9 protein-coding genes and 1 tRNA gene are annotated in these 11,504 nt (G+C 62.3%); 4 read left to right on the top strand and 6 right to left on the bottom strand.

The window, feature by feature from the left end:
• Positions 1-11: 11 nt before the first annotated feature.
• The 3 genes from HMPREF2559_RS00290 to HMPREF2559_RS00275 form a co-directional block, all read right to left on the bottom strand.
• The gene (locus HMPREF2559_RS00290) at positions 12-791 is read right to left on the bottom strand and encodes an amidohydrolase (protein ID WP_168162223.1); all 780 of its coding nucleotides are present in this window, start codon (positions 789-791) and stop codon (positions 12-14) included.
• A 3-nt stretch (positions 792-794) separates the two neighbouring features.
• Positions 795-2,441, bottom strand: a complete 1,647-nt coding sequence (locus tag HMPREF2559_RS00285) for an AbgT family transporter (protein WP_070539184.1) — start codon at positions 2,439-2,441, stop codon at positions 795-797.
• A gap of 555 nt (positions 2,442-2,996) precedes the next feature.
• Positions 2,997-5,795 (bottom strand): FAD-binding and (Fe-S)-binding domain-containing protein, encoded by a 2,799-nt coding sequence (locus HMPREF2559_RS00275; RefSeq protein WP_070539179.1) that lies wholly within the window; start codon positions 5,793-5,795, stop codon positions 2,997-2,999.
• A 322-nt stretch (positions 5,796-6,117) separates the two neighbouring features.
• Between HMPREF2559_RS00275 and HMPREF2559_RS00270 the strand changes: the two genes are divergently transcribed.
• Positions 6,118-6,777 carry an alkaline phosphatase family protein gene (locus HMPREF2559_RS00270; protein ID WP_070539177.1) on the top strand — a complete coding sequence of 220 codons (660 nt, stop codon included), beginning with the start codon at positions 6,118-6,120 and terminating at the stop codon, positions 6,775-6,777.
• A 14-nt stretch (positions 6,778-6,791) separates the two neighbouring features.
• Here HMPREF2559_RS00270 and HMPREF2559_RS00265 read toward each other — a convergent pair whose 3' ends face one another.
• On the bottom strand, positions 6,792-6,983 hold the full coding sequence (locus HMPREF2559_RS00265; RefSeq protein WP_066491643.1) for a PspC domain-containing protein: 192 nt from the start codon (positions 6,981-6,983) through the stop codon (positions 6,792-6,794).
• A 189-nt stretch (positions 6,984-7,172) separates the two neighbouring features.
• Here HMPREF2559_RS00265 and cmrA point away from each other — a divergent pair, with 189 nt between their 5' ends.
• Positions 7,173-7,982 carry a mycolate reductase gene (cmrA, locus tag HMPREF2559_RS00260; protein ID WP_066491641.1) on the top strand — a complete coding sequence of 270 codons (810 nt, stop codon included), beginning with the start codon at positions 7,173-7,175 and terminating at the stop codon, positions 7,980-7,982.
• 61 nt (positions 7,983-8,043) lie between these two features.
• On the opposite strand, the gene HMPREF2559_RS00255 is transcribed toward cmrA, so the two are convergent.
• Complete coding sequence (locus tag HMPREF2559_RS00255; RefSeq protein WP_066491632.1) at positions 8,044-9,591, bottom strand: alanine/glycine:cation symporter family protein; 1,548 nt, start codon at positions 9,589-9,591, stop codon at positions 8,044-8,046.
• Positions 9,592-9,814: 223 nt separating this feature from the next.
• Between HMPREF2559_RS00255 and orn the strand changes: the two genes are divergently transcribed.
• Together orn and HMPREF2559_RS00245 are read left to right on the top strand one after the other, a co-directional pair.
• The gene (gene orn / locus HMPREF2559_RS00250) at positions 9,815-10,462 is read left to right on the top strand and encodes an oligoribonuclease (RefSeq protein WP_066491630.1); all 648 of its coding nucleotides are present in this window, start codon (positions 9,815-9,817) and stop codon (positions 10,460-10,462) included.
• Between the two features lie 49 nt (positions 10,463-10,511).
• Positions 10,512-10,587: transfer RNA gene (locus HMPREF2559_RS00245), tRNA-His, on the top strand.
• 51 nt (positions 10,588-10,638) lie between these two features.
• Here HMPREF2559_RS00245 and HMPREF2559_RS00240 read toward each other — a convergent pair.
• Positions 10,639-11,229 (bottom strand): endonuclease domain-containing protein, encoded by a 591-nt coding sequence (locus HMPREF2559_RS00240; RefSeq protein ID WP_168162222.1) that lies wholly within the window; start codon positions 11,227-11,229, stop codon positions 10,639-10,641.
• Positions 11,230-11,504 lie beyond the last annotated feature (275 nt).

The following is an 11,504-nucleotide window of genomic DNA, read 5'->3' as shown; positions in this document are numbered from 1 at the left end:
ATCAATGCACTCTAAAACCGGAAGAGCCGCAAAAGTCCCAGGCCCTGGTATGCGAGTGTTGCAGCATCGAGCGCGTTGCGCCCCATGAATGGGCTTGCGGAGGCGTGCGCGGGCACGCCCTCAAACGTGATGGTGGCGCTGCGACGTCCCAGCCACACGTGTGAGGCGATGTCATAGCCGAAGCCGTGGACCATCATCGCGCAATCGACGCCGTCAAGGGCGCCGCCGCGAATCATGTATTCCTTCCCCGTATGCCCCTCTTCGGCCGGGGTCCCCAGCACGACGATGCGCCCCGCGGGCACCGTCTCTATCCGCTGCAGCGCCGCAGTGAGCGCGAGAAACGCGCCCACGCCCGCGGCCGCAATGATGTTGTGGCCGCACGCATGACCGATGCCAGGCAGAGCATCGTACTCAGCGAGGATAGCGACGGTGGGGTGCTTACTTTCGTCGAAATCGGGGCTTTGCCAGGACGCTTCAAAGGCGGTCCCGACGCCGTAGGCACCGCGCGTGACGGTGAAGCCGCGTTCTTCGATAATGTCCGCGAGCAGGGCGGAGCTGCGGTATTCCTCGAAGGCGGTCTCCGGATGTGCGTGAAGATCCGCCACGATGTGGTTGAGGGTGTCCGTGAGGTCCTCCACGCACTTTTCGATGAGATCCCACGCTGCAGTGGGTGCGGTGGGGGCGACGGCGGCCTCAATGACGCGCTCGATATCGCCCTCAAGCTGGCGATGCATCGCGTCGAGGTACGCCGTCGACGGCACAGTGGGATGTTCTTCAGGTGAATCAGCCATGCATTATCCCTCGATCATAATTCCGTTGCCCGGCCCCAGCGGCAGGTCCGCGTAGAACCAGATGGCGAGCAGGATGACCCATGCCGTGAAGAACGGGATGACGAAAGGAATAAGACGCGACATCAGCGTGCCCAGCCCCGCCTTCGGTTCGTAGCGCTGGAGCAGGCCCAGCATAACAATCATGTACGGGTTAAGCGGGGTGATGATCTGCGTCGCGGAGTCACCCACGCGGAACGCGGCCTGAATGAAGGCCGGCTCATAGCCCAGCAGCGCAAACATCGGGACGAAGACCGAGGCCATGAGCGTCCACATGGACGAACCTGAGATGATGAGCAGGTTGAGCAGCGAGGCCAGCACGATGAACGCGAGGACTGCCGGGAAGCCGGTGAGCCCGATGGATTCGAGGAAGGCCGCGCCATGGACCGCCGTGAAGGTACCGATGCCGGTCCATGCGAAGAGCGCGACGAACTGGCTAAGGATGAACGCGAGGACGAGGAAGGACAACATGTCCTTGAGCGAGCCAATCATCATGTCCACGACGTCCTTGACGTTCTTCACCGTGCCCACGATGCGGCCGTAGACGATGCCCATGACGAGGAAGTAGAGGAAGACGATGAAGACAATGGAGCTCAGCAGCGGCGACTTGGGCAAGTAACCGCCCGTCTCGTTGCGCCACGGGGAGTCCGGGATGAGCGCTGCGAAGAGGATAACCGCGGTGACGATGACGGCCGCGAGGACCGAGAAGATGAGGCCACGCATTTCCTTCTTGGACAGATCGGCACTGAGCTCTTCGCCGTTCTCGTCGCGGTCGCCGCGCTTGGCGGCCTCCTCCAGGTTGATGTGCTCCTCGGTGGGGACCTCCTGCTGCCACATGCGCTTCTCAATGACCTTGTCGATGATGAAGCCGGCCACGATGCCGAGGACAATCGAGCTCGTGATGTTGAAGAAGTAGTTACTCACCGCGTTGACGTCCGCGAACTGAAAATTCGGCAGCGTCTGCATGACGGCGTTGGTGATTCCGGCGAAGAGGGCATCCAAACTCGTGGGCACGAGTGCTGTGGAGTAGCCCGCGCCGACGGCCGCAAAACCGCCGATGAGACCCGCGACCGGGTGGCGGCCCGCCGCCTTAAAGACCATCGCGGCGAGCGGCGGCACGACGACGAACGCGGCATCCGCCATGACGGACGCAGTGACGCCGATGACGCCGACCGCGTACGGCAGCAGCGTGGGATGCGCCGAGCCGAAGAGCTTGCGAATGAGCGCGGAGAGCATTCCGGAGCGCTCCGCCACGCCGACGGCCAGCAGGATGGGAAGCACCGTGAGCAGTGGCGGGAAACCAATGTAGTTCTCACCCAGCGTCGTGGTGAACCACGCCATGCCTTCGCCCGTAAACAGGCCCTTGATGGCCAGTTCCTCATCGCTGCCCGGAACCATGACTTTCGTGCCATTCCACGCGAGGATAGACGAGGCTACCGCCGTGATGACGTAGAGAATGAGGAAGATAGTAAACGGCTCGGGCAGCTTGTTGCCTACTGCTTCCACGCCGTTGAGGAATGTATCGAGCCAGCCGCCCGATTGTCGTTGCGCGGCGGCCTTCTTCTGGGAACGGTCCTCGGCGCGCGGCGCACCTTCGGATGTCGGTGTTGCCATGGCTGGCTCCTTACATTCAGAGTCAATGACGTGACGGTAGAGACGAACTTCTTTCAGTGTGATACAAGTTACTCACTATGTGCGTGACTATAACCAACATCGCGCCGAAGTGCGCGAATTCTGCGAAGTTCCTCTCCCCCATCACATCGCCCAATCCTCCCTGCCCGCACGTCAGTAGTTCCACGAAGGAAGGAGAACACTTCAGTAGAAGGAGTACGTCATGACATTTCAGTGGGGCACCAAGGATAAGGTCGCGTTGCTGGATTATGCGGAGGATGCGGTGACGGGGGCATCGGAAAGCTTGAGCGACGTGGAGCGTGGACAGCGTCGCGCCATCGGGAAACTCCATATCCTGATAGATAGTTTGGGTGAAAGGTGTGCCCCAGTGTGGAGAGGCATCCGTGTCGAGGGCAATGCGCAGCGCGTACGACATGGCTACACATTGTGCGGTAGATGGCCCCTCAAAAAGGCCATAGCCGCAGGTCGCGCTCTTCGCGGAGAAAAGCGCAACCTGCGGCTATGTCCAACCTCAATGGGCCAAGTAGCGACTAGGAACTACCGGCTCGCGACTTCCAGCAGCTCCAGCACATGCTGGTACTCGTGTCCAGTCGCACGCGACAGACCGAGCTCGCAGGTGCGGTTGAGCGAGGCGTGGTGCGCGGAGTCGATCTCCGCGACCTCCTTCGCCTCATCGCGCGTCGCCGAGGCGGTGAGCTCCGGGTGGAGCATGCCGCGGTCGCCGGCGTAGCCACAGCAGTTCCAGTCGGCGGGGATGTGGACCTCACGGGCGGCGGCCTTGGCGACGGTCTCGAGGTCACCGATGATGTCGAGGTGCTTCGAGGAGCACGTCGGGTGCAGCGTAATCGAGGAGACCTTGTGCTTGACCTCGAGGGTGGGCAAGATGTGCTCGACCGTAAAGGCCACGGCATCGATGACGGTAAGGCCCGCGGCTTCGGCCATGGCCTTGAAGCCTTCGGAGCAGGAGGAGGCATCGGAAAGCACGGGCAAACGGCCGTGATCCGTGGCGGCCATGAGGGAGGCTTGGACGCGCTTTTCCATGATCGCGTGGCCCTTCTTCATACCCTTCGAGGTCCACGGGGTGCCACAGCAGAGCGCATCGATGTCCTTGGGCACGCGGAGGCTCACGCCGGCGCGCTCGGCGAGGGCCACAAAGGCATCGGTAGCGCCGACGCCCGAGCCAGACGGGCCGAACATGGTGTTGACGCAGGCCGGAACGTAGACGGCAATGGGCTCGCCCGGCGCGCCGACATGCTCACCCAGACGCGAGCGCAGCTTGCCGCCCTTGCCCAGCTCCGGCTGGTACTCGGGCATGATGTCCTCGCCCACCAAGGCACGTGCGACATCGGTGACCTTTTGTACCAGGCCAGTAGGCAGGACGTTGACGCCGGTCAAGGCTGCCGATGCCACCGTGGGCACCGCCGGCCACGCCTTCGCCGCCCCAGCCCACACGGCACGGGTAACTTCTTGCTTGGCGCCGGTGCGCTGGGAGCGCAGCTTCTTCACGAACTTGCCGGTGTCGATGCCCACGGGGCAGGCGGTAACGCACATGGAGTCGACCGCACAGGTGTCGATGCCCTGGTACTCGTAGGCCTCGGCGAGCTCCTTGGCATCCTCTTCGCGGCCTTCGGCGCGGGCCTTGGCCATGGCGCGGCGCACGACGATGCGCTGGCGCGGAGTCATGGTGAGGTTGCGCGACGGACAGACCGGCTCGCAGTAGCCGCACTCGACGCAACGGTCGATGTCGATTTCGACCTCATGGTTGAGCTTGATGTTGCGGATGTGGGCCTCCGGGTCATCGTCGATGATGACGCCCGGGTTCATGGTGCCGCGCGGGTCAGCGGCTCGCTTAAGTTCCAAGTGGACGTCGTAGAGTTCGTCACCGTACTGGCGGCGCACATACGGTGCCATGGCGCGGCCGGTGCCGTGCTCGGCCTTGAGGTTGCCGCCAGCGGCGAGGATGAGGTCGACCATGCCCTCGTTGAAGTTGTTGTAGCGGCCCAGTGCCTCGTCGCCCTCAAAGCGGTCCGTGAGCAGGAAGTGGATATTGCCGTCCTTGGCGTGGCCGAAGATGACGGCGTCGTCGTAGCCGTACTTTTTGAACAGCTCTTGGAGAGACTCACACGTCGGCGCAAGATCCGGAACTGGCACCACGACGTCCTCGAGCAGCGCCGTCGTGCCGGACTTACGAGCGCCGGCGACGGAGGCGTAGAGGCCGTTGCGGAAGGCCCATGCCACCGCGCGGTCCACGCGGTCCTGGGAGAACTCCGCCGGTGCGCGCAGCGGCAGCTCACGCAGGAGCGCCGAGCCCTTGTCCTGGAGGCAGCGTAGTTCCTCTTCCTCGTTGGCGTGATACTCGATGAGCAGCGCGGCCTGCTTGTCCACGTCGAAGCCCGTGATCGCCGCAGGCACGCCCTTCAATTCCTGGCCCACGCGGATAGACGAGGAGTCCATGAGCTCCAGCGTCGCAGCGCCAGAATCCAGCAGGTCCGGCAGTGCGCGCGTCGCGGAATCCAGGTCGTCGAAGACCGCGACCGTGGTGGTGGCGAATTTGGAAATGGGCACGGTGCGGAAGACAGCCTCGGCGACGAAGGCGAGGGTTCCCTCGGAGCCGATGAGAAGGTGCTCGAAGAGCTTGACCGGATCCTCAAAGTCGAGGAAGGAGTTGAGACCGTAGCCCATCGTGTTCTTCAGCCCGAAGTGGCGGCGGATGATGTCCACGGACTCCGGGTTGTCGTTGACCCGGCGGCGCAGGCGCTCCAGCGTCTCCACGAGCTCCGGCTCCTGGGCCTTGAACTGCGCGTTGGCGTCCTTGTCCGCGGTATTGATCATCGTGCCGGACGGCAATATGAACGTCATGGATTCGAGCGTGCGGTACGTGTTGAATTCGGTGCCACACGCCATGCCGGACGAGTTATTCGCGACGACGCCGCCAATGGTCGCAGCCGAGCTCGAGGCCGGGTCCGGTCCAAGCTTGTAGCCCCACAGCTGCAGGCGCGCATTGACTTGGCGGACTGTCGCGCCCGGCTGCACGCGCACGCGCTTGCCTTGGTCGAGGACCTCGATGTCTTTAAAGTGGCGGCGGGTATCGACCAGAATGCCGTCACCCGAGGCCTGGCCGGCCAGCGAAGTGCCGCCGGAGCGCAGCGTCACCGGCTTGCCATCGCGCGCGGCGGCTTTGAACACCGCGGCGACCTCGGCCGCGTCTTTCGCGACGACGACGGCCTCCGGCATTTGATAGTAGTGGGACGCATCCGAAACGTACTTCACGCGCTCCACGAGCTGCGTGCGAACATCCTGGGCGGGCAGGGACTTATCCAAAACAGGCGTGGTCATATGCTTCATCGTAGAAGCTCAAACCTGCTTTAACGATGAAGTATTGCCTTAGTTTTACCCCGCATAGGGGCGCTGCCACAGGGCCGCTTGTGGCCTTCTGGGTCTAGCCCAGCCCCTGCAGCGCGGCTGTATCGTGTGCACCGCCAAGCTAACCATCACTGTGGTCGAACACCGACCACATCTGGGTGCGCTCCCGGATCGTGACCATGACCGGAAACCTCGCGGCCGTGTGGGGAACACCTCGACGATTTCGAAGGCATCGAATACTCCCGCGTCGAGGTCACCGCCCGCACGGAGCACGGCCCAGTGGCACCATGGGAATATGCACTCGCCTAGCCTTATTGTCCTCGCCACCTTCGCCGCCCCGCTTAGCGATGCCCCCGGCCAAGCCTTTAGCCGTTGCTACAACCCCGCCCCGGCGTATCCGGCTAACCGCCGAGCCGCACTGACCGGGCAATATCCGCAGCGAGAAGCGACGAAGCGAATCACCGACGTATTCGCCGAGGCTGGCTGGACCGTCACCGAGGATCCCACCGCGCAACACGCTGGGCCCACATTCCTCTTGTTGGAAGAACCCGACCCCGCGATTCTCACAGACCTGCTCGACACGAACCCACAGTGCGTGCTGGCAGCCGTGACGCTCACAGGCGACCACACGACGATGTCGTTGCACTGGCCTGGCGTTGCCGAGGATGGCGACTGCGCCGAGCTCGTCTCGCCCCTTGATCTGGCGCCGACGCTCGCGGCCATCGCCGGACTCGACGTGCGCCCTAACGCGCGCCTGTCCTTCGACGGGCTCAACCTCGTTCCCGTCCTGCGCTACGGCGCGGCGGGACACGCGGCCCTGTTCTTTGACAACGGCATCCGCACCATCGACGCCTCTCTCATCGACGGCGAGGCCCACCCCGAAAGCCTGCGCGCGGCGCTCCAGGACGAATGGGACACCTGGCGCGGCTTTATGGGGTTCGGACCGCTGCAGTAGCGAGATGACAGTGCCTAGATGGCCGGGCCCTCGGGGATGATCCACCACATGAGGGCATAGGCCAACACTCCGGAGAACCCCATGAGGGTCAGCACGATGAAGATGATGCGAACCACAGCGGGGTCAACGTTGTAGGTCTCCGCGATGCCGCCGCAAACGCCTGCGACGTAGCGGTCGGTCGTCGAACGAGTAAGTCGGTTGTTCATGGTGGTCTCCTTGCTGGTCGTCGTGTCTAATGTTGTCTGACACTTTTTATTCAACTCGAAGTAGAAGCCCTGCGCATCCGGGTTTACCCTGATTTCCAGCCTCACCTGTGCTCGCCACAATTGCCGCCCCGTGTCCGTGCGACACGCTACGCTGGTGCCCAACGTAATTTATCTGTTGAAAGGACCCTCATGACCCGTGCACACGGCCTGCCTGCCCCTTCCCCCACCTCGTACGCGGTGGTGACCGGCGCCTCCCAGGGCATCGGCAAGGCAATGGCCACGGACCTGGCCAAGATGGGCTACAACACGATCCTCGTCGCGCGCCGCGAGGCCGTACTGGAATCCATCGCAGCCGAGCTGCGCGGCTTCGGCGTGGAGTCTGAGGCGTTTGCCGCCGATCTTTCCGATGCCGCCGATGTCGACCGCCTCATTGCCCGCATGGGCGAGCTCGAGGTCACCATCCTTATCAACTCCGCGGGCATCGCCAGCTTCGGCAAATTCATGGACCAGGACTGGGACTACGAGACCAAGCAGTTCGCGCTCAACGGCACAGCCGTCCACCGGCTCACCCGCGCAGCGCTCGAGCAGATGCTGCCGCGCCGCCGCGGTGCCATCTGCAACGTCGGCTCGGCGGCCGGCAACGTCTCCATTCCCAACAACGCGACGTACGTGTTTACCAAGGCCGGCGTCAACGCGTTTACAGAAGCACTGCACTACGAGCTCAAGGACACCGGCGTGACCTGCACGCTGCTGGCGCCGGGACCCGTGCGCGACGCCGTCGTTCCCGAGGAAGAGCAGTCCATCGTGGACAAGGTCGTGCCGGACTTCCTGTGGACCACGTACGAGTCCTGCTCGGCCGAAACGTTGAAAGCCATGGCGCGCAACCAGCGCCGCGTGGTCCCCGGCCCGTTGTCGAAGCTCATGAACCTGGCCGGCCAGGTCGTGCCCACGCCTATCGCCGCGCCGGTCATCGGCAGTTTCTACGCGAAAATGGCTTAAGGACGACTACTCCCCGCGGCGCTGGGGGCGCGGCGGGGAGTAGAACGGGGGCATCGGCAAGCTAGACGTTTTCGGGGGCCGTGCGCTCGGTGGCGCGCACGTCCGCTGCGAACCCTTCGCGCGCGGCCTTGCGCTCGGTCCAGAAGCCCGCATTCTTGATGCCCAGCGCCTCCGGATCGAACTGCGGATCGAGCCCCTGCTTCTTCTGCGCGCTGTAGTCCTTGAGAGCCTTGAGGGCCGGGACCTGCAGGAAGAGAATGGCCACGATGTTCAGCCACGCGGTAGCGCCGACTCCGATGTCGCCCAGCGCCCAGGCCGCGCCCGGCGTCGTGGATGCACCGATGACCACCGAGACGATGATGAGCACGCGCAACAGCCACACGAGCGCGCGGCGGGCGGTGCGGTTCTTCACCCAGCGATTGAAGTAGGTCAGGTTGGTCTCTGCCATGTAGTAGTACGCAAGCACCGTTGTAAAGGCGAAGAATGCGATAGCGATGGCGACGAAGGTCGGGCCCACGCCGTGGAAAGCAGAGCTCATGCCCTCCTGCACGAAGCCAGGGCCGACGGGAATGCCCTCTGCCAACGAGCCTGCGTAGCGCACCGGGCCGTCCTCGGATTCGCCCTCGAAGACCTTGTACATGTCGGTCGAGATGATGATGAACGCGGTCGCAGAACACACGAAGAGCGTGTCGATGTAGACCGCAAAGGCCTGGACGAAACCTTGCTTCGCCGGGTGGGAAACCTCAGCTGCGGCGGCAGACTGCGGGCCGGTGCCCTGGCCGGCTTCGTTGGAGTAAATACCGCGCTTAACACCCCACATAATCGCCACGCCGAGCATGCCGGAGAAGCCAGCTTCCATGTTGAATGCGGAGCGGAAGATCAGCCCGAAGACGTGCGGGATGTCGGAGAAGTTCATGAACAGGATGACCACGGCGATGATGATGTACGCCGCCGCCATAAACGGCACGACAACGGAGGCGAAGTTGGCAATGCGCTTCACGCCACCGATGATGATGATGGCAAGGATGCTGGCAAGGACCACCGCAGACCACGTGAAGTCGATGCCCCACGCATTGTTGACCGCTGCCGCCACGCCGTTGGCCTGGATTCCCGGCAGGAAGTAGCTGGTGGCGAGAATCATTGAGATCGCGAACACGACGCCATAGATGAGCATGAATGGAGCAGCCTTGGTGTGGCTGTACGCCTTTTCGATGTAGTACGCCGGACCACCGCGGTACTCGCCAGTATCGCGGTCCTGTTCCTTATAAATCTGCGCGAGCGTACATTCCACGAAGGACGTCGCCGAGCCGAGCAGCGCCACCGCCCACATCCAGAACACGGCTCCTGGCCCACCAAAGGCGATAGCCGTGGCCACGCCGGCGATATTGCCCACGCCGACGCGCCCAGCCAGCGAGATCATCAACGACTGGAATGATGAGACACCGTTTTCGGATTTCTCGCCGTGGACGAGCTGGCGCAGCATGTCCGGGATACACCGGATCTGCAGGAATTTCGTGACGAGGGTGAAGTAAATGCCAGCCCCCAAGCAAAGGAAGACGAGTGCTGGCGACCAAATAATTGAATTGAGTGAGTCTAAAAACGCTGACATTGCGGGCTCCTATTCAAGTGAGTCCTCATCCAGAGAAGGGCGATGAGTTGATAACGATAATGCACCAACAGTTAAGAAAAAGTGAGCTAGATAACGAATTTTCTCTTACATGTTTCACTCCGCAATATGCGATTAGTTGTGATATGCAGCACGTTTGGACTCAGGCTGCGTCGAAAACGTTGAACACAACGCCCCGCTTTGGGGGTAAGACACGAGGGCTACAATGGTTGCCATGACTCAAGCTGACATCGCCCCCAAGCATGACCGCCTCGTGTGGATCGATCTCGAGATGACTGGCCTGGATACCTCGCGCCACGTCATCGTGGAGGTCGCCGCCATCATCACCGACGGCAACCTCAACGTGGTGGGCGAAGGCTTGGACCTCGTCGTTCACGCCACCGAGGAAGAACTGGCCGAGATGGATGACTTCGTCACCAATATGCACTCCTCCAATGGGCTGCTCGACGAAATCCGCGCCTCCACCGTGTCCGTGCACGAGGCCGAAAATGCTGTACTGGCCCTTATCGCTGAGCACTGCGATCCGGAGCATCCCGCGCCTTTGGCCGGCAACTCCATCGCCACGGACCGCACGTTCATCCGCGCCTACATGCCGCGCCTTGACGCCGCCCTGCACTACCGCATGATCGACGTCTCCACTATCAAGGAGCTCTCGCGCCGCTGGTTCCCCAAGGCGTACTACCACCAGCCAGAAAAGGGCATGGCCCACCGCGCGCTGGCCGACATCATCGAGTCCATCCGCGAGCTCGACTACTACCGCCGCAGCGTCTTCGTTCCAGGCGAAGGCCCCGACTCCGATGAGGCGCTCGCCGCGCAGGAAGAGTCTGTGGCCGTCTACCAGGCGTTTTTGTAATTTAGCGCCTGTGGGTTAATCTACTCATTGCTGCTTTTGAGTAGCGATGGTGGCTGTAGTTCAGCTGGTAGAGCACCAGGTTGTGATCCTGGGTGTCGCGGGTTCGAGCCCCGTCAGCCACCCCAAAGTCTAAAAGCTCCGAACCTCAGGGTTCGGAGCTTTTGTCGTCCGCCTAGCTAATGAACCGGCGGCGCATCCCATGGATCGAAATGCGTAATATTGTTCCAGAGTCGGTGCCAGCGCCCCACAAACGAATGCCAAGCTGAGGATAAATTCGGTTTACGGGCAGTGGCTATTTGCTCAATGACATAACTCGGATGGTGAGTAACGCACATCCCGCTGTAGCGCAGCGTAAGCCAGCCACGTAGAACGGCGTCATTGTTCTTCCACCGGTCGCGCACAAAAGGCTTCTTGTCGATATGAAACTCATAGCCGTCAATCTCCACCGCAATCCTCTCCTTCGGGAGGACAATGTCCCAACGGTAGGGCCCGATGATGAAATTGGACTCGACATGGAATCCTTTCTCTTTCAATGCTCGAGCCACGGTGCGTTCGGGTACGGAATCAGCCCCGATCGCAGCCTGCACAAGCAACCTTCGCGTGCGGTGCGGAAGTTTGGGGACGTCCTGAAGCTCGGTATCGAGGAATTCTTTGCCGTTCCTACCCGAATACCGGTGTTCAAGGAGCTGCACGGCCCGCTCATCGTCGGCAAGGTGTTCAATGACCTGCGCAGGACACACGACGCTCAGGCCGTTCACGTCCACCACCGCTGCACCTTTACGCCGACGAACGTTCCACCACAGAGACCGCGGCATGGAACTAGGCACAGCTATCTCCAGCGGAAAGGTGAGCTCTTCGCCTAAGAAGACCTGCACCGCAGTCTCTCCGGTCAGCGCCGCCCGCGGCCACCGAGTGCTCACGATAGCCCAGAGCTCGTGTGCCGTCGGCTGCCTGGTGACGTACAAGCCGTGACAGATTTTGATGACGTGATTCTTCTGCGCTGCCGCTCTCAATTCCCGCGGACTCGCACCGGTCGCGATGA

Source organism: Corynebacterium sp. HMSC072G08, from assembly GCF_001809185.1.
Classification (GTDB): Bacteria; Actinomycetota; Actinomycetes; order Mycobacteriales; family Mycobacteriaceae; genus Corynebacterium; species Corynebacterium phoceense.
The sequence above is the reverse complement of the archived record's forward strand: the minus strand, read 5'-3'. Positions and strand labels throughout refer to the sequence as shown.

Excerpts from the sequence above, each read along its gene's own strand:
- HMPREF2559_RS00290 (WP_168162223.1), bottom strand. The coding sequence starts at position 791 with ATGGCTGATTCACCTGAAGAACATCCCACTGTGCCGTCGACGGCGTAC.
- HMPREF2559_RS00285 (WP_070539184.1), bottom strand. The coding sequence starts at position 2,441 with ATGGCAACACCGACATCCGAAGGTGCGCCGCGCGCCGAGGACCGTTCC.
- HMPREF2559_RS00275 (WP_070539179.1), bottom strand. The coding sequence starts at position 5,795 with ATGACCACGCCTGTTTTGGATAAGTCCCTGCCCGCCCAGGATGTTCGC.
- HMPREF2559_RS00270 (WP_070539177.1), top strand. The coding sequence starts at position 6,118 with ATGCACTCGCCTAGCCTTATTGTCCTCGCCACCTTCGCCGCCCCGCTT.
- HMPREF2559_RS00265 (WP_066491643.1), bottom strand. The coding sequence starts at position 6,983 with ATGAACAACCGACTTACTCGTTCGACGACCGACCGCTACGTCGCAGGC.
- cmrA (WP_066491641.1), top strand. The coding sequence starts at position 7,173 with ATGACCCGTGCACACGGCCTGCCTGCCCCTTCCCCCACCTCGTACGCG.
- HMPREF2559_RS00255 (WP_066491632.1), bottom strand. The coding sequence starts at position 9,591 with ATGTCAGCGTTTTTAGACTCACTCAATTCAATTATTTGGTCGCCAGCA.
- orn (WP_066491630.1), top strand. The coding sequence starts at position 9,815 with ATGGTTGCCATGACTCAAGCTGACATCGCCCCCAAGCATGACCGCCTC.